Origin of the sequence: Idiomarina solivarensis, assembly GCF_033052755.1 — a bacterium.
Taxonomy (GTDB): domain Bacteria; phylum Pseudomonadota; class Gammaproteobacteria; order Enterobacterales; family Alteromonadaceae; genus Idiomarina.
The window spans coordinates 217,987-237,133 of sequence record NZ_JAVFHZ010000003.1 but is presented as its reverse complement, the minus strand read 5'-3'; the positions used below and the strand labels follow the sequence as shown (position 1 = coordinate 237,133).

13 protein-coding genes are annotated in these 19,147 nt (G+C 48.3%); all 13 read right to left on the bottom strand.

Annotated features, from left to right (window positions below; all coding sequences use genetic code 11):
* Positions 1 to 118: 118 nt before the first annotated feature.
* The 13 genes from RBK99_RS06995 to RBK99_RS06935 all read right to left on the bottom strand — a co-directional run bounded on the left by RBK99_RS06995 (position 119) and on the right by RBK99_RS06935 (position 19,147).
* Positions 119 to 604, bottom strand: coding sequence for a S8 family serine peptidase (locus RBK99_RS06995; protein WP_317503915.1), 486 nt, complete (start codon positions 602 to 604; stop codon positions 119 to 121).
* 14 nt (positions 605 to 618) lie between these two features.
* Positions 619 to 2,808, bottom strand: coding sequence for a S8 family serine peptidase (locus RBK99_RS06990; protein WP_317503914.1), 2,190 nt, complete (start codon positions 2,806 to 2,808; stop codon positions 619 to 621).
* Positions 2,809 to 2,961: 153 nt separating this feature from the next.
* Positions 2,962 to 4,380: a sulfate adenylyltransferase subunit CysN gene (gene cysN, locus RBK99_RS06985; RefSeq protein ID WP_317503913.1), complete on the bottom strand. Its 1,419-nt coding sequence runs from the start codon at positions 4,378 to 4,380 to the stop codon at positions 2,962 to 2,964.
* The gene (gene cysD / locus RBK99_RS06980) at positions 4,380 to 5,291 is read right to left on the bottom strand and encodes a sulfate adenylyltransferase subunit CysD (RefSeq protein ID WP_317503993.1); all 912 of its coding nucleotides are present in this window, start codon (positions 5,289 to 5,291) and stop codon (positions 4,380 to 4,382) included. The genes cysN and cysD overlap by 1 nt, the downstream gene beginning before the upstream one ends.
* Positions 5,284 to 6,762, bottom strand: a complete 1,479-nt coding sequence (pgi, locus tag RBK99_RS06975) for a glucose-6-phosphate isomerase (RefSeq protein ID WP_317503992.1) — start codon at positions 6,760 to 6,762, stop codon at positions 5,284 to 5,286. The genes cysD and pgi overlap by 8 nt, the downstream gene beginning before the upstream one ends.
* Before the next feature lie 16 nt (positions 6,763 to 6,778).
* Positions 6,779 to 8,683 (bottom strand): nucleoside-diphosphate sugar epimerase/dehydratase, encoded by a 1,905-nt coding sequence (locus RBK99_RS06970; RefSeq protein WP_317503991.1) that lies wholly within the window; start codon positions 8,681 to 8,683, stop codon positions 6,779 to 6,781.
* 64 nt (positions 8,684 to 8,747) lie between these two features.
* Positions 8,748 to 11,630, bottom strand: a complete 2,883-nt coding sequence (locus tag RBK99_RS06965; protein WP_317503912.1) for a YjbH domain-containing protein — start codon at positions 11,628 to 11,630, stop codon at positions 8,748 to 8,750.
* Positions 11,627 to 12,346: a YjbF family lipoprotein gene (locus tag RBK99_RS06960; RefSeq protein ID WP_317503911.1), complete on the bottom strand. Its 720-nt coding sequence runs from the start codon at positions 12,344 to 12,346 to the stop codon at positions 11,627 to 11,629. The genes RBK99_RS06965 and RBK99_RS06960 overlap by 4 nt, the downstream gene beginning before the upstream one ends.
* A gap of 149 nt (positions 12,347 to 12,495) precedes the next feature.
* The gene (locus RBK99_RS06955) at positions 12,496 to 12,789 is read right to left on the bottom strand and encodes a hypothetical protein (protein ID WP_317503910.1); all 294 of its coding nucleotides are present in this window, start codon (positions 12,787 to 12,789) and stop codon (positions 12,496 to 12,498) included.
* Positions 12,790 to 12,916: 127 nt separating this feature from the next.
* A complete protein-coding gene (locus RBK99_RS06950; protein WP_317503909.1) occupies positions 12,917 to 15,553 on the bottom strand; it encodes an SLBB domain-containing protein in 2,637 nt (878 codons plus the stop codon).
* Between the two features lie 190 nt (positions 15,554 to 15,743).
* Positions 15,744 to 17,576, bottom strand: a complete 1,833-nt coding sequence (gene glmS, locus RBK99_RS06945; RefSeq protein ID WP_317503908.1) for a glutamine--fructose-6-phosphate transaminase (isomerizing) — start codon at positions 17,574 to 17,576, stop codon at positions 15,744 to 15,746.
* A 38-nt stretch (positions 17,577 to 17,614) separates the two neighbouring features.
* The gene (locus RBK99_RS06940) at positions 17,615 to 18,163 is read right to left on the bottom strand and encodes a sugar transferase (RefSeq protein ID WP_317503907.1); all 549 of its coding nucleotides are present in this window, start codon (positions 18,161 to 18,163) and stop codon (positions 17,615 to 17,617) included.
* A 42-nt stretch (positions 18,164 to 18,205) separates the two neighbouring features.
* On the bottom strand, positions 18,206 to 19,147 hold the full coding sequence (locus RBK99_RS06935; RefSeq protein ID WP_317503906.1) for a UDP-glucose 4-epimerase family protein: 942 nt from the start codon (positions 19,145 to 19,147) through the stop codon (positions 18,206 to 18,208).

Genomic DNA, 19,147 nt, shown 5'->3' with positions numbered 1-19,147 from the left:
ACTTTACGAATTTTTACGATTATATAGGTTATGGGTGAAAAACCCAAAAAAGGGGAAAGAGAGAACAAAAAAACCGCACCCGACTTGACGTCGGATGCGGCTCTATCAACTTTAGCAATTAAAGTACGTGAGGCTTACGAATGTTTGAAACAATCTCAACTTTAATGCTGTTAACACCGCTTACGCCGCGCAGTTCATCACGCAGTTTCAACATATCGGTGCCTTCAGGCGCTTTCAGCATGGCCAGGTTCAAACGTGAATAAACACGCTCAACCGTTAAACCAAACTGAGATGCCAGAGCGTCCGCATCAACATTTTCGGTTAATACAGTCACAACGCCCGATACATAGGCTTCTTCACCAGTAATACGGTCGACCATTTCTGTGCCTGCCAGCAGCACATCGCCCTGCGTAGCTGATGGTTCAGCAGATTCCGGCAACTTGGTAAAGCTATAGCGTTGATAATCACGCTTAGCATCCATTTGTGGCAACTGTTTAACTGCCGGTTGCTGTTTTTTCATAGGCGCAGGAACTTCCTGTGCTGTAGCAGAAGCCGCAATTACGCCGCTTACTGCCACTGCTAATAGTGCTTTCATTAAACTCATTTTCATTGCTCCTATTAATGACCGAATGCACGAACGCTAACGGCTTCAAAAACCGAAGGTACAGAGTTATTTGTTACCGGTAGGCCACTAAGAGTATAGTCAGAGCCATTGGTATCGACTAAACGCACCGTCCATTCACCGGCCAGGCTTTCACCATAAAAGGCATTAGCCAAAAATACCGTGTTTTCAAGAATGTAAGGACTGCAGAATCCTTCTGCACCCACAATAATATCCTGACGGCCAGACAGCAACTGAGTGGTGGTACCCGCAGGTGAAGTTACTTCAACCGCTAAGTCAGAACCCGCTGTGCTGTAGAAAGAACAGCCAGAACCATTAAAGTCAGCATTGCTAACAGTCAGTCGGAACTGTAAACCTTCCAGTGTCATGTCGTCTTCAACCGTAAAGCTGTAGCTTGCACCTTCTGCATTGTTATCAGGTACGTTTACAGCAGTTTCAGGGGACACATCCATCCACGCGGTTTCAATTAACTCACCTAAAGCGCCAGCTTCCATGTCTTTCGCCATGGTCACTGCGGCACCTGCGTTAACACGACCAAAACCGTATTTCAGGTTAAAGGCATAACCGGCTGCGTTTTCAATCCAGCCCGGGTCAGCAACGAACTCGCCGCCGTTAACCGGCAAAACAACGCCTTCGTCTTCAGCATCAACCTGATCCGCCGTATTTGCCATAATATGGCGAATTTCGCGCGCGCTCAGTGCCGGGTTAGCAGAACCAATCAGAGCAACTACACCACTGGTATTTGGCGCCGCAGACGAGGTGCCATTAAAGGTGCTGGTAAAGTGGCAGCCTGGGTTTTCATCGTGACCCGGTGCATTGAATCCTCTAAAGGCTTCATAATAGCCCGGTACGCCCGCTAAACCATCCAGGTAATCCTGGTAAGGGAAGCCACTGTAACCCTGCAAACAGGTTGACTGGTCCGTTGTTATCATTGCTGGTGCAAACTCACCATATTCACCGGCTGGGGCTGCAACAAAGGTATTAGACCCTGCCGTTGAGTAGCTAGTATGTTTACCGTCGGAGTTGACCGCAGCAATTGTTGTGGTGTAGAAGTTTGCGTTAGACGGGTCCATGTTACCGTTCATACAAGTAACACCCGCACTAACTGCTCCGTTCACCTGGCACAAACCTGTAGAGCCACTGTCAAATGAGTTACCTGCCGATTTTACGTTTATCGCACCTAAGCCGTTACGTAAATCTGTCGCAACATATTTCTCAAAAGCTTCGTCCGTTGGGTAGGTGTACAACGCTGCAGGATACGAAATACCGTAACTGCGGTTGTACGCGATAAGCGGATCGCTTTCAGTAATACCACTGCCTGGTAAGCCGTGGCTTAGCCCAGAGTTCAGTGTGGTTTGCGCCGCTAAATAGTTTGCGCCAAACACTTGTGCCTGTGGTGCAACACCCCGGCCACCTAATTCATTACCTGCTACGGCAGCGATTAAGCCCGCTACTGAGGTACCGTGGTCACCCCGTACAGCGCCTCTGTTGGTCGGATCCATTTTATCGATAGCGTCCGCAGCAAAGTTCAATGATTTGTTAGGTGCAATATTCGCCTGCAGATCCGGATGCCCAATTTCCAGCCCACTATCCACAACACCCACTATCATACCCTGACCGAATGCGCCTTGAGCATGTGCTTCAATCACGTTCATGTCTTCGCCCGGTACGTAAATGCTTTCGTCAAAGAACGCTTCACGAGCAGCTTCCTCGGTCCAACCGTAATTGTTTACCAAAAAGTCAATCTGCGCTTGAGTCTGGGTAAAGGTTTTTTGTCCGGTATTGTTCAGGTGCCATTGTTGATAGGCAAGTGGGTCACCGCTAATTGCAGTGCCGTCAATAGTGACCGTCTCCGTTGTGCTTAACTCACCGTCACTGACCGTAATTTCAATAGTTGCTGTTTCAGCACGCAGTGGCGTATAGGTGAATTCGCCACTTTCATTAATTTCAACTGTACCCGGAGCAGTGCCACCCTCAGGTGTTACAACCGATGCAGAGTACGTCATTGGGTCGCCGTTAGGGTCGGTAGCTGAAACGCTTCCCGACATTGGTTGCCATTGAGTTCCTTCAGCCGCTACTTCCGCCGAAACGGTTGGCTCATAATTATCATCACTACCGCCACAGGCTGCTAAACCCATTACAACGGCAGCTGATAATGCCGTTAATTTGAATTGTTTAATTGGCATTTTTACCTCGTTTTTATAATATTCCCCTGAATAAGGAACGTCACTATAACGAAGCTGTTAAGTTTATGTAAACGGAAAATGTAACAAGATGTTAATATTTAGCCGCCTGACATTGATGCCAGCGGAACTACTTTACCTGACGCAAACGTCAGCCTACTTCAGCAGATCTTTCGCTTCCCAATGCGGGAAGTGTTTGCGAACTAACGCGTTGAACTCCAGTTCAAACTCACTGTATTCGTGTTTTGCGTTTTCACTCTCACCGGAATCTGACAACGCCTGATCAATCATGCCGGCGCCAACCGTCATATTGGTCATTCGGTCAATGACAATAAAAGCACCGGTTTTCCGGTTGCTTTGGTAGTCGTCGAACATCACTTTTTCCGTCACACGAACATCCACTTCGCCAATTTCGTTCAAATCCAGCTTGCCGGCTTTGTGCTCAGCAAAAGTATTCACGTCAATGCGGTGCCGAACTTCTTCAAATTCACCGGTGGTCAGTTTGCTGTTGAACTTGAGGTAGTACTCACGGTGCGTCTGCAGCGCGTCTTCGTTCATCCACACCAGTTTGGCGCGAAAGCGACTGGAAACATTAGGCAGCGAGTCCTTCTTAACAATCATGTCGCCGCGGCTAATATCAATTTCATCGTTCAGCGTTAGCGTCACGGCAGCAGGCGCCTGCATTTTTTGGTGTTCGCCCTCAAAGGTTACAATTGACTTAATGGTCGAAATTTTACCGGAAGGCAGTGCCCGAACCGTGTCACACACTTCAATTTCACCCGAGGTAATGGTGCCGGCGAATCCACGGAAATCGGAGCTTGGACGGTTCACATACTGCACCGGGAAGCGGAACTCAGCACTGCTAGCTTCTCGCTCAATTGACATACTTTCCAGGTATTCCATTAATGGCGAGCCACGGAACCAGCTGAGCTTGTCACTGAAATTAACCACGTTATCGCCTTTTAAAGCCGACACCGGCGCAAAGCGAACGTTAGGAATGTTCAGCAACCCCACCATTTCCAGGTAATCCGCCTGAATTTTCTTGTAGGTGTCCTGAGAGTAATCCACCAAGTCCATTTTATTCACAGCAACAATCACATTCTTTATGCCAAGCAATGAACAGATAAAGCTGTGTCGACGTGTTTGCGTTTGCACACCTTTGCTGGCGTCCAACAAAATAACAGCAACATCACAGGTAGAGGCTCCTGTTGCCATATTGCGCGTGTACTGCTCGTGGCCCGGTGTATCGGCAATAATAAACTTACGCTTGTCTGTGGAGAAGTAACGGTAGGCAACATCGATGGTAATGCCCTGCTCACGCTCAGACTGCAGACCATCCACTAACAAGGCTAAATCCACTTCATCGCCTTGCGTACCGGACTTTTTAGAGTCCTCAGTAATGGCGGCTAACTGATCTTCAAAAATCATTTTACTGTCGTGCAGCAAACGGCCAATGAGCGTACTTTTACCGTCGTCGACACTGCCGCACGTAATAAAACGCAGCAGCTCTTTGTTCTCATGCTGCTTAAGGTACGCCGAAATATCCTGTTCAATTAAAGGGCTTGAGTGTGACACTAAAAGTAGCCTTCCATTTTCTTCTTTTCCATAGAGCCGGCACTGTCACGATCAATCACCCGGCCCTGACGTTCAGAAGTGGTGGTCAGTAGCATTTCCTGAATAATTTCCGGCAGGGTTGCCGCTTCAGACTCAATAGCCCCCGTTAAGGGGTAGCAACCCAGAGTGCGGAAACGCACCATTTTCATTTCCGGTGTTTCGCCGTCTTCTAATGGCATGCGGTCATCGTCTACCATAATTAAGGTGCCATCACGCTTAACCACCGGGCGCTCTTTCGCAAAATACAGCTCAGGAATGTCGATGTTCTCTAAGTAAATGTACTGCCAAATATCGAGCTCCGTCCAGTTAGACAAAGGAAACACACGAATGCTCTCGCCTTTGCTGACCTTACCATTAAAAATATTCCACAGCTCGGGGCGCTGGTTTTTCGGGTCCCAACGGTGATTTTTATCGCGGAAGGAATACACACGTTCTTTTGCGCGGGACTTTTCTTCGTCTCGACGGGCGCCACCGAACGCCGCATCAAACTGGTATTTATTTAACGCTTGCTTCAATGCCTGGGTTTTCATTACGTCGGTATGCAAAGCGCTGCCGTGGCTGAACGGGCCAATACCTTTTTCTACGCCTTCGGGGTTAATGTGCTCGAGTAATTCAAAGCCATGCTTTTCGGCCATGCGGTCACGAAACGTTATCATTTCCTGGAACTTCCAGGTGGTATTTACGTGCATGAGCGGGAACGGAATTTTTCCTGGCGCAAAGGCCTTGCGCGCGAGGTGTAGCAATACCGACGAGTCTTTCCCCACCGAATACAGCATCACAGGGTTATCAAATTCCGCCGCCACTTCGCGAAAAATATGAATCGACTCGTATTCCAGTGCTTTTAAGTGCGTTAATTTCTCTTCGCTAATCATTGATTCCCATTCGCTTAATGACCGCATCGGTGCTGTCATCAAAGGCTTCATCGCTTTCACCCTCTAAAACGCGCAATACGTCCATGGCTATTTTCTTGCCTTTTTCCACACCCGGCTGGTCAAAGCTGTTCAAATTCCAGATAACGCCCTGAGTAAAGACTTTGTGTTCGTAAGCTGCTATTAACGCACCAAAGCTTTCGGGGGTCAGCTCATCCATTATTAACAAGTTGGATGGATGTCCGCCCGGGTAATGGTCGCGGGGTGAGTCTTCACTCTCGCTGCCTTCCCACATTAAGCGGCGGTGGGCCAGACAATTTGCCACCGCCAGCCGTTGCTGTCCGGCTAAGCCTTCCTGAACGGGCTTATCAAAGCCCGGGGCTTCGCGCTTAAGTACAGCAACAAAGTCGGCAGCGAACTCATCGTAGCCCTGATGCAAGTGCTGAAAAAACGCATGTTGTCCGTTTGGACCAAAGCCACCCCAAATAATGGGACCGGTGGGGTAGTCAACCGCTTTATTGTCAGCGCTGGACTGCTTACCGTTGCTTTCCATATCCAGCTGCTGCAGGTAATTTGGCAGCATCCGCAAACGACCGTCGTACGGCAGAATAGCCAGATTATTGATGCCCAGCTGTTCGCGGTTATACACGCCATAAAGCGCCAGCAACACGGGTAAATTATCGGCTAAAGGCGCTTCTAAAAAGTGCTCGTCCATAGCTTTTGCACCTTCCAGCATTTGCTCAAAAGGCCGGATGCCGGTGGTTAAGGCGATGCTCAAGCCTATGGCAGACCACAGCGAAAAACGCCCGCCTACCCCTTCACCAAAGGTAAACTGCTGCGCCGGAGGTATACCGTAATCGGTCATGGCCTGCGCATTAGCCGACACACCAATTACGTGTTTCTCCAGCCACTGCGCCTGCGTTAACGCCGGCTCTATCCACTTGCACACCGTGTCCACATTGGCAAAGGTATCCACCGTACCAAAAGACTTAGAGGAAACGATGAACAAGGTCGTTTCCGGGTCGACAATAGGCAATACGGCGTACAGCTGACCACCATCCATAGACGACACAAAGTGCACTTGTAGGTTATGCAATGCAGAGTCGTTGGCAAATTCGCGTAAGGCAAAGGCCCCCATTTGCGGGCCTAAATCGGAGCCGCCCACACCAATGTTAACCACATCGGTAATGGGTTTGCCGGTAGAGCCTAACCAACGGCCGGAACGCAGCTTTTGTACGGTATCCACAAAGCGGGTTTTGCGATTGCTTTGTCTGGCGACGGCGTGTACGGAACGGCTCAGTACGTGGGTTACCGGGCGATCTTCACTCAAGTTGCGGTACTCGCCACGGCACAGTTGTGCGCGGTATCCATCAAAGTTTTTAGGTAAGCGCTTGCCAACAGCGTCAATAAGCTCATTGACTGACAGTTTCTGATAACTGGTATCTAAGGCTAAATAAGGTCCGTTTTTTATCATTTTCATCCATTTCCCATCATGCAACATCCGTTTCATCGTCGCTACACGTCCTGTGTTTATTCCAAATAACGTCACAAATATGGTCATCTTTTGGAGCGTACCCCGTTGGCGCATCTAACAGCAATTGCCTGAGCTCGTCAATCGCGAAACGCTGACAGGCGTCATCCAGTAAGTTCAGCAACTTTTCCATCTCATCCCAGCTTAATGACTGCTCATTAGCTCGCAAAATACGCGGGTGATCACTGGCTTCAACGTTATCGCCTATTAGCAGCTCTTCGTACAGCTTCTCGCCAGGGCGTAAGCCTGTAAACTCAATCGCAATATCGCCATGGGGGTTCTCGTCGGTTTTTTCTTCAAGACCCGACAAGCGGATCATCTTACGGGCCAAATCAACAATTTTTACCGAATCGCCCATATCCAGTACAAACACCGAGCCGGAATGGCCCATGGTACCGGCCTGTATCACTAACTGAGCGGCCTCAGGTATGGTCATAAAAAAGCGGGTAATGTCGGGGTGCGTTACCGTTACCGGCCCGCCATGCTCAATTTGTTCTTTAAACAGCGGCACAACCGACCCCGAAGAGCCCAGTACATTGCCAAAGCGCACCATGGAAAAGCGGGTTGAGGGTTCACGCAACGCTAACCCCTGCAAAACCAGCTCGGACAAACGCTTGGTGGTGCCCATAACGTTCGTCGGCCGCACGGCTTTGTCGGTCGAAATTAAAACAAACTGCTTCACCCCGGCGGTAATCGCCGCCTCTGCCGTATGCCAGGTACCAAATACGTTATTGCGCACACCTTCAACCATGTTGTATTCAACCAAGGGCACATGCTTGTAGGCCGCGGCATGGTAAACGGTATCCACCGCAAAGGTTTTTAATACCGTCTCTATGCGGTTGCGACGCTGCACCGTACCAATAACTGGAATAATCTCAGCCCCTATTCCTTTGTGTCGGCAAAGTTGCGTCAGTTCTCGCTCAATGGCGTACAAGGCAAACTCAGACAATTCATACAGCACCAGTGATTTCGGACGTTGTTTCAGTATTTGCCGGCATAGTTCAGAGCCAATGGATCCCCCGGCACCGGTGACCAACACGGTTTGCCCGGTAATGTGCTTTTCCATTAACTGCGGTGCCGGGTTAACCGGGTCGCGGCCTAATAGGTCCTCAACACGAACGTCCTGAAGTTGGTCAATAGACAAATCACCGTTCACCATATCCGCCATCCCGGGTACGGTTTGTACTTTTACCGGCAGGCTTTCCAGTGCGTCAAGAATTTGCCGACGACGGGAACGCAAGGTGCTGGGCAGTGCCAGTAAAATACGCTGAATATCCAACTCACGCACAGCACGCTCAATATTTTTCGGGGAAATCACTTTTAAGCCCAGCACCGAGGTCTGCTGCAGCCCGCTGTCGTCATCCACGAACAACACCGGATGAAACTCATCGCCGTTGGTCAATGCCTGAGCTAATTGCCGCCCGGCAGAGCCTGCACCGTATATCATCACCCGGTCTTTTTGCCGGCTCATTACCCGCTGATACGCCTCACGCACAATAAGACGACTACCACCGGTCAGTAAAAAGGCAATTAATACGTAATTGACCACCATCGATATCGGTAAGGCAATGCCCATCCAAAGTGCGCCTAGTGTCAGCAAGGCACCGCTGAATATGACCGTAAAAAACACCAAGCTTAACACTTTAAAACCAACGTAGCGCACCACGGCCCGATACAATCCAAAGCGAATAAAAGCTAATAATGTCATGGCCAGGACAATGCCGCCCAGAATAACCCATTGCGACCACCGCAACGGCATAATGGCGTCAAAGCTGAGTAAATAGGCCACCATCATGGCCAGAGTAATTGACCCAATATCAATCACCAGACCAATACCGCGTTTTACGTTACGCGGCAATTGCATTAACACTTTTAACGCTTTCAAAAAGTTCTCCCTGCTTTTAAAAGCCCGAAAAAATCATAGCACACTAGCGGTTATAAAACGGTGCTCTGTCATCGGTATAATCGTACAACCGCGCCCGGCGATTCAACTGCTGGCCGCCATTGCGCGATAAGGGCACCCAGGTAAAGCCGACCCGTTCACGGGTATTTCGTATACTCATTAAGTCAAACGGAATGCTAATGAAAAAGCCTTTAGTAAAACTGCCTTCTCCATATTCCTCTGACGACACATTGGTAAAGGCGGCGTACGCACCGGCTATCACGCCGCTGTCGAAGCGTTTTTGCATCATCACATTCACGCCCCTGTCACCCGCCAAAAACTGGCCGAAATCTAACTGCAGTAAAGAATCTGACAGCCAGGGCATTTGATAATACACACTGGCGAAACCGGTGGTCACTTCGTAATCTAAGAAGCCACTACCGCCAGTAAAGTCGCGCTTTTTCACCCGGTTGGCTCGCAAACCAAAAGCCCAGTGACTGTCTATGGGCTTATAGATTACCTCAGCCCCGACACCGCCAAACATGCGCTCCAGATAACCGGCATAGGCCATGGCAAACCAGTTTTGCGACAAGCGTTTATGATAAGTAATTTGAGCCGAGTCTAACCACACATCGTTTTGCACATAACGACGAATGTCGGTTCGTACGTTAGGCAAGGCATCGGGCCCGCCTCCTAAAAACTTAAACTCATCATAGTTGGTGGCAATATTAATACCCAGTTCGCCGAACAATTCTACGTTATCAGTTAACCAGCGGCGGCCAAAAGCGAACACACCTAACTGATAAGTATAGAAGGTTTCTGGATTACCAAAACTTTGATCCAAAAACGGCTTCAGGCCAAAGGCACTGCTAAACTGGTTCCGCGGGTTGAGCCTCCAGCTGTCATCGCCCCGGGGCGGCATATCAGGCGACTCAAGCCGCACAAATAACTCTTCGGTCCCCTCAACTGACTTTCCCGGGTCCTTATTCAGAACCCGGTCTTTAAACTTGTCGGCGTTTACCCGGGTGTTCACGTTGGGGTCAAACAGCGCCATGTCCACCAGGTTATAAGTATCGACGCTGTCGGGTAACTCCGCAGCCATAATGCGCGCCGCGCGATCATAAGCCTCACTGCTGTCACGGTAACGCAAATGGTACGCATACATGGTTACTTCGTCGTCTTCTGCCGCAAACCGGGCACCGCTAAAGGCGCCTTGCTCGCGCATGGCCAGGTTCATCTCGGCCCAGTTTACGTCGGCCAGTGTTTTATTGCGCTTATCTTCTGTGGGTATGGTTTTATCCGGCGTTACCTTTATCTGGTTCAGGGTGCCGAAGTTGGTGCGCAAACTAAAACTAAACATAAAGATGTTGCCCCGCTCATAACTGAGCTGCACATCAAAGTAATCGGACACTCTGTAATTAGCGCCAAAGTTCCAGCGGCTGTCCGGTTTAATGGGTACACCAGCGCGGTCTTTTGAATAATCATTGCTTTCGTATTCGGCTTTTAAGCTCAAGGGTTGCCAGGGGGTCTGGTATTCCACACCACCGAATAATGCCATTGGGCCGGTAAACCAACGGTCGTATTCTAACTCTCCGCCTTTACCTCCATATCCACCTTCCCGTTCACAGTACTCTGTGGACAACTCACAAAACGGATTAGTTACGTCGTTATGAGTACCTAAACGACCAAAACCTAAACCTACACTAAAGTCCAACGGACCAAAACGCTTATTGGCTACCACGTACTCGGCATCAAACAACCCAGTGCCGGCAATATCGCGAAAGCCTACACTCACTTCCGGCAGCCAGTAACTTTCTTTCCATAGGCGGGCTTTTATATCAAAGCCTTTGTCAGCCAGGATATTGTCGCCGCTGAAATCGGGCACGTCGCTGTACAAGCGGTTGGGAAACTCGGTATAAAACGCGGTGGTTTCTAACCAGGGCAATAGCTGCAAATTAACCGTATAACGCCGGTATTCCTGCATATCACTGTAGGTAATGGCAAAAGCGCCCTCTTCCGCCATACGCGCGGTCGGGGTCTGCAATAAGCCAACAGAGCCATAGTCACCATAACTGGGCGATAAATCGCGCCGCGACCAGTGCCATTTCGAGGTTGGCTGATCATCAGCCAGCTTGTAAGTCGGCAGGTTCAAGTCTTTGCGCACTGAACCGCTAGCCACAAAGTGGGTGAGTAGCTCACGAATGTCAGAGTTTAAGGTTTTAAACTTAGGGGGTAACTGATTGGGCTCAAACCCCAACCATAGAATGTCACCGGGCAGCAGTTCAGCATCGCTCTGCTGGTAATAAGCCCAGGCGGCTTCTTGTGTTTGGTCGTGCCGAATGCGGACAGCCGATTCTTTGTTGTAAGCCGCACCCAGACCTTTGCTGTCTTCAATGCTGTGCAACCAGCCAGCCATGGTTTTACCACTCACGTATTGGTACTCGCCCGGGGTACTAACCACTCCAAAAACATGCACAACGTTTGGCCGTTGTGGCGCATACAATGCGTAATCGCCTTTGGGCAACAAGGGGTTATCCGAAACGGTTAAACGTGCGTTTTCAATGCTCAGTTGTCCCCATAGCTGCTGTCCAAGATGCCATTCTTTAATCTGGCTTTTCAGTAATGCTGCGCTGTCGGCTTTGTCGCTCTCGCGGCGCGACTGCCAATAATGCTCCAGCTCAGTTAACTGCGCTATTATGCGTCGGCGTTTTTGTTCTATTTCCGCCTGAGCGTCGGCTTTTACTAACCGCACCGCAGGCCAGTAGGCATTGGCCAACAAGCCCTGATTTTCAGCGTTATTCAGTACTTCCTGGAGCCGCACGGGCCCCTCAAACTCGTAAACGGGCTGCTGGGCTAACACGCCCCACGAACAAACGGCACTGGCTAACAAGGCACTACGGATAAGTCGCTTAATGGGTTGTGTCATCATTGTACTGCTTTCCCTTGTTGTTCTTGTTTTCCTTTGCGTGCGCGCCTGCTTTCAGAATAGTCACGGCCTATCCAGGTGACTTGTGTGAGTGTTAATGCTTTCCCGCTCGGGAACAACGTCTGTGTGCTTTTTACCACATGCCCGTCGTCTTCTAACCAAAACTCATTAATGAAGTGGTCACCGCTTAAAGTGAACTGCCCCGTTTCCACTACATGCGTGGTTTTAACCGGGCCTATGGGCAAGTCTAAGGTGGTTTTATTCTTTACAGAGAAGCTCGATGTTGCCTCGCGGCTGACCACAGCCTGCTTACTTTCAATATCGTATTGTCGTTGCCACTGTGTGTTGCAGCTTGTCGGGTGAGTTACTAAACAGCGCAGCGGGTCATTCTGTAAGTTAGATACTGCCAATAAGTTTTCATTCAGCCCCTGGGTTCTAATGACACGCCCATTGCGCAGTACCAGCGTTTCTTTTTCGGCGGTCACAAAGTGCCAGTCATCCGGTTTATTAACAAACCCTAGTACAATAAGGCTTCTGGGGCTGTCACCCCAGCGGGCATACAGTGAAGTATAAGGAAAAGAGTCAATTTTTTCTTGCGACAGTTCCGCGTTTTCAGCGTCTTTAAGAGCGTATTCTATGGTCTCACGGACTTCACTCGTCACCGCAGTACAAGCGCTTAGGCTCAGCAATAACATGGGTATTAACAACAAACGATACATGGTTTTCTCTCATCCCTTACAGAGGCTTTATGCAAAAAAATACCGCCATTTCGGCGGTATTTTATCACAGCGAGCTAAAGCGGGAGAAAGAAGCGCTTCTTTGCCCTTAGCTAAGCTCACTTGTCACTTACTCTTACACCAGTAACGAATTACTGAGCAGGAATAGTGATGGTATACGTGTTAGTACCTGTACCCGTAACAGTTACGATAGGGTCTGGGTCAACAGGACCAGGACCAGGCACTTCAACTTCCGGGTTTGACGAGCTGTCAGTAACAACCGCTAAGGTTGCAGCTGCCGCAACACCAGAGAATACTAAAGCGCCGGTAGACAAGCCACCAAAGCCACTTCCTGCTGCCGCTTCACCCGCAGCACCTTCTTGTGCCATTGCTGGTGCGGCCGCTAAGCCTGCTGCAGCAATAATCGATAATGCTAAAGTTTTCATAAAATTCACCTCACTCCAGAGATATAGATACATGTATCGCTGTGACTGAAAACACTCCAGTTAACAGCAACTTCCATAGTATGCCGCTAACGGGTAAATTGCAAACCACATTTACATCAATTTTCACTTACAAACCGTTAATAGCGGCTAAAGCAATAGCGGAATTATAAATAATGCCGGTAACCTGAGACCACAACTCTAAATTTTCTGTATAGGTGGTATCCATAGGCACAATAATGGTATCGCCCGGGCCTAACTGAGAATTGCCGCTAAAGCTGAACCAACTGCTGCCATCCTCGTAAAGCTCAATGGCACCGTTAGCCTTAACAATGTAAATACGTTCTTCGTCGGCCTTTTGTTTGATACCACCACTACGCTCAATATACGCTTCTACGCTTAAGTCAGGGTCAAAGCGGTAGGACGTTGTCATTTGAACTTCGCCCATTATACTTATCGAGTCGCTCTTCGTTGGCACATACAGCGCATCGCCATCTTTCAGCTGAAGGTCTCTGGCGGCTCTGTCACTCAATACCTTAGGTAAATCCATTATCAGCCGCCCGACGGCCTCAGTAGCTAATAAATCGGACAATAATTGACTCATCTGTGCGTAGGACACCTGACTGTCTCCGGTACCCGTCATCATATTGCCCGCAATTTCTTGTTTAAGTTGCTGAGCTAAAATGCGTTTTCGTTCTTGCTCTCGTTCACGAATTTCTTCACGAGTGAATACCGCCCCTTCTATAAACGCATGCTCGGTAAAGCCTCCGGCGCGCGCTATCAACTGCGTGAGAGTTTCCCCGCGCTTTATGGCATAAGTGCCCGGAAATTTGACTTCGCCACGCAACCTAACTTCATAGGTATTCTGCCATTCAGGAATACTAAGAACATTCAGGCGATCGCGCCCCTGAATGGGCACATCCACCTGACCACTCAATACCTCGTCTAACGCTACCGTCAAATACTTTGTGCTAGCGGCATCTTTTCCGTATTTAAACCGAGTGACTTCTGCCCGTTTTAAATACGCAGAATCTTTTACGCCACCGGCCGCGTCTAACAACCGACTAACGGTTGCATTTTCCACCAGCGGATACACGCCGGGGTGGTTAACCTCGCCCGCCACATACACTAAGGGGGCGGTACTGGTTTTAGAACGCTGATGACTTATGCGCAGCATAATAGGTTCTAGCAGATTTTGGCGCGAATACCGGGCCAATTCGTCTGCTGCTATCGGTTTGTCGTCTTTATCCGGTGTACCAAATAATGCTGTTGCTTCTTGCAATTCACGGGTCGATAACTTCGCTACATCGCCCCCTTTTTCTTTAACTAAGTCGTACAAAAAGGCTTGTCGATATTCCTCAAGCAGCTCCTGACGCTCTTCTGATTCACGCTCTTGTTTTGTCAGCGTATAACGCGACAGTTGCTGCTGTTCTGCTGCCTTTGTTGCGTAGCGACTAAAAATAACAATTTGATCGCGTTCTTCCAGTACCAGATTTTCACCGACTTTGCCGTTTATGGCTTCCGCCACATTAAACTGATACAAGCTTAAATCTCGTTGTGGCCCCGTTTCGCGCACCACCAGGCCGTAAGCTAAGTCGGCTTGTTCTAACAGATCGTGACGGCTGCTTTGCAATACGTCATTAATGCGCATGCCCTTATTCCACTCATAATGGCCTGGCCGTGTTACCGCACCGACCAATAACAAGCTGTCATCTAGGGTATTAGAAACTGGCCGCAATGTCAGAACGTCACCGCCTTTAAGTTCTTTGCTTAACTGCTTCTCGGAGGTTAAGTCAACGGTACTGATTATCCGTTTACCATTAACAATGCGCTGCAATTGCGCCGCGGCTAAATAGGCTTCATCTTCACTGCCACCAGCAAAACGTAACGCGTCCTTTAAGGTTTCTTCACCTTTTAGTTCGTACAGTGCCGGGCGTTTTACCTCACCTTTTACGGTCACCATATCACCACGGGGTGGAATAAAGACGACATCACCACTTTGCAGCATTTTATCGTCCGAGGTATCGCCTTCCAGCAATAAGTCGTACAAGTCAAACTCGGTAATGACTTTGCCGGCACGCATCAACCGAATAGAGCGTAGAGAGGCAATGTCAGACACTCCGCCCGCCACATAAAGCGCCTGGCTAATAGTAGATAAAGAGCTAACAGCGTAAGAACCCGGCTTATAAGCCTCACCGGCAATAAAGACCTGAATAGAGCGCAATTCCCCCATAGAAACCGCCGCGTTAAAGCCAATTAAACGCTGCTTGACCTGGTTCTGAATCATGTCCTGCATTAAGGTATAGGTTAAACCTGCTACAGTTAACTCACCTAAATCGGGAATAAACACTTTGCCTTCGCGGTCTATGGTTAAATCATAACTGCGGTTTTCCTTACCAAACAGTTGCACTTTAATGGTGTCACCCACACCCATAATGTAGTTAGAAGGCACGGGCGCGTACGAGGTTGGCGCAAAAGACTGAGGCTCACCGGCAAACAACCCATAACCAAAAGGCTCCAGTTTGTCTTTTTCTTTTGAAAACTGCGCTTCTAAATCTTCGGGTATAACCGGATTGCCACTTTCGTCAAAGGTAGTACCACGAGGGAAAACCACTGCGTTCTGTTGCTGCTGTTGGCTTGGCGAACTTGACGTCTGCCCACCTATGCCATTTAAGATGCCAGGGTCTATACCGTATTGTCTCGCTAATGCTTCTTGCTGCGCCCTTGGTAAATTTTTAAACATTTCTATTTGGGCTTGCGTAGGCATAGACTGCGCATTAGCAAAGTTCACAGCCCCCAAGCTTGAAACAACGATTAAAAGCAAAGCGCTATATAGCACTAAGCTAGACAAGGACGATTTCAACGAGAACAAAGCATTTCCCCTTTACAAGTATGAGTATTCAAATAACGACCACATTCTAAAAATAAAAAAACTAAAAAGTACACTAGCTCTATTCCTATTCCACCGTGACCGATTTTGCGAGGTTACGAGGCTGATCAACATCGGTTCCCTTAACCAAGGCAACGTAATAAGACAATAATTGGAGTGGCACAGTGTAAACAATAGGGGCAATAATTTCATCACAATGGCAAACGTTCAATACATTCAAGGTATCGTCATTTTTAAATTGCGCGTTTTTATCCGCAAATACATACATTAAGCTGCCGCGTGCGCGCACTTCTTCCACATTAGACTTCAATTTCTCTAATAACTCGTTATTTGGAGCAACGACAATCACCGGCATATCATCATCGATTAATGCCAGCGGCCCGTGCTTTAACTCACCCGAAGCATAGGCTTCTGCATGAATGTACGAAATCTCTTTCAGCTTAAGAGCCCCTTCCATTGCAATTGGATACTGGTTGCCTCGGCCTAAGAAAATACTGTGTTCTTTATTTGCAAATTCATGAGCCAACTTCTCAAGCTCATCGGCTAACGACACCGACTCTTCTAGCTTCGTAGGCAGTGTTTGTAACGCGCTGACTATAGCGCTTTGTTGCTGCTTCGACATACCCTGGTATTTACCTAAGGCCACCGTTAGCATCAATAAACCGGTTAATTGCGTGGTAAAAGCTTTTGTCGATGCAACGCCTATTTCTGTACCCGCTCGCGTCATAAAGGCTAAGTCTGACTCTCTTACCATTGAAGAGGTAGCAACATTACAAATAGTAAGGCTGCCGTTGTAACCTAACTCTTTTGATAAACGCAGTGCCGCCAGCGTGTCAGCGGTTTCACCACTTTGAGAAATAGTCACTAACAGACTGCTCGGTCGCACATAGGACTTTCGGTAGCGAAACTCAGACGCAATTTCTACGCTACAAGAAACATTCGCTAACGACTCAAGCCAATAGCTTGCTACCATGCCAGCGTGGTAGCTAGTGCCACAGGCAATAATTTTCACGTGCTTAATGGTTTTTAACAACTCACTCGCGCCTTTACCGAAAGCATCATCCAGCACCGTGTCATTAGCGATACGGCCTTCCAGGGTGTTGCGTACGGCAATGGGCTGTTCATAAATCTCTTTCAACATATAGTGACGATACTGACCTTTACCACCAGCATCGTAACTACTTTCAGACTCGACAACCTGGCGCTCTACTGGCTGGTCGTTTTGGTCAAAAATACTGATATTGGTTCGGTTTATGTCAGCAACATCACCTTCTTCTAAATAGATAAACTTACGCGTAATTGGAAGCAGTGCTAGCTGGTCAGATGCAACAAAGTTCTCACCAATACCGACACCTATCACTAGCGGGCTACCTGAACGAGCAACCACAAGACGCTCTGGATTTCGCGTATCCATAACAACAGCACCATAAGCCCCTTCTAATTGGCGTGCAGTTGCTTTAACAGCAGTTAATAGATCACCGTGTGTTTTACGCTCATGATGAATTAAATGAGCGATGACTTCAGTATCGGTCTGGCTATTAAAAACATAGCCCAGGGCTTGTAATTGTTCACGCAATGTTTCATGGTTTTCAATAATACCGTTGTGAACAACAGCAATTTCATTATCTGACAGGTGAGGATGGGCGTTAGCCTCAGTAACCCCACCATGTGTTGCCCAGCGCGTATGAGCAATACCAGTCGTGCCGTCTAGCGGGCTAGCTTCAATGGCATTCGCCAGCTCCTGAACCTTGCCGATACGCCGAGTGATTTGCAATTTTTGGTTTTTATCAATAATTGCAAGGCCCGCCGAATCATAGCCACGATATTCCAGCCGTTTTAAGCCTTCCAGTAAAATGTCACTAACGCGACGTTCTGAAGTCGCGCCTACAATACCGCACATAATTTAAAATCCTTTTCTTTTTCTATTTTAGTGAGAGTCTATTTCACGCGATCACCGGAGCCTTTACCGGTTACTGTCAGAAAGATGTACCGGAAGTAAGCCGTTAAATTTAACGAGTTAATCATCTTAGCATCCGTTTGCGCCAACAGTTCAGGAGTCGACATATCTATTTCATTAACTTGAGCCAAACCTGTAATACCCGGACGAACATCAAATACATTATATTTTTCCCGAGCTTCAGTTAACTCTTCTTGGTTGAAGAGCCCGGGCCTAGGCCCTACCAAACTCATTTCGCCTTTTAGGACATTCCAGAGCTGAGGCAATTCGTCGAGCTTTGTTCGGCGTAGAAAGTGACCAAACTTCGTAATAGATGAGGCACTGGCTAAATGGCTAGCAACAGAGGCTGTGTCTTTGCGCATAGTGCGAAATTTTACAAGAGTAAACGCCTTTTTATTACGACCAACCCTTTCCTGGAAAAAGAGAGGAGAACCGGTATCAAAAAAGCCGATAATCACCAACAACAGCAGTACAGGGAAACCTATTACTAACCCAAAGAACGCAAAGACAAGATCAAACAGTCGAATCACAAATACCATCCAGAGTTAAAGTTTTATTTTTTACGGAGCACACTACTCACACCTGTAGCTTCCTACAGCTTTGGTAAGTCCTTCGGTTACTGTAACGGGAGGCTTCCAGCCTAAAAGTTGGCGAGCTTTGGAAATATCTACCTGCAAAGAACCCAACAAACGTTGCGCAACGCCCTTCTTTCCAAGCAAAGTAGCTCCGAACATAAGCGCTCCTTCGGGCACAGGAATCAATCTAGACGGCCGCCCCATGGCTTGAGCTACTCTCTTCAACAGTTCTGTCGTGGAAAGATCCTCTCCATCCCCCGCCAAGAAGACCTGATTAGCAGCATTAGGGTGCTCGACACAAGTCACAATCAAGTCAACTAAGTTATCGATTGCCACTAGTGACCGTTGATTTCGAATTGCCCCAAGAGGAAGCGGAATCCCTTTTTCAACCCAGCGAGTCAAGGCTCCGAAGTTACCGGGCGCTCCTGAACCATATACCAGAGGCGGACGAATGATAACAATTTCCATGCCAGTTTCTTTACCGATTTCCCATAAGCCTTGTTCGGCTTCCCACTTTGACTGGGCATAGAATTCTGAGGGGTTGGGTCGGTCTTCCTCTGTAAATGGGCGTTGGTTTATATTACCATTTACGCCAATAGAGCTGATAAAAATGAACCTTCGAACGCCTGCACTCGCCGCTTCCCTTGCTAAGTTAAGTGTGCCATCCACATTAATTTTGCGATATTCCGAAAGCGGATCGGGTAAGTCGTCCTTCACTATGTGAGCTCGAGCAGCAGCGTGAATTACTACCAATTTTTTTGTTAAAGCTTCCGACCAATCTGTATCAGAATCCAGCCCATTTACTACCACCTCGCGGTCGCAATTAGATGAACCAGCGCGTCTAACTGCACAAGTCAATTTAACGTCAGTCAAGTTATCGAGCGACTTTGCCAAGTGACGACCAATAAACCCAGTCGCGCCAGTTAAAATAACTTCCAA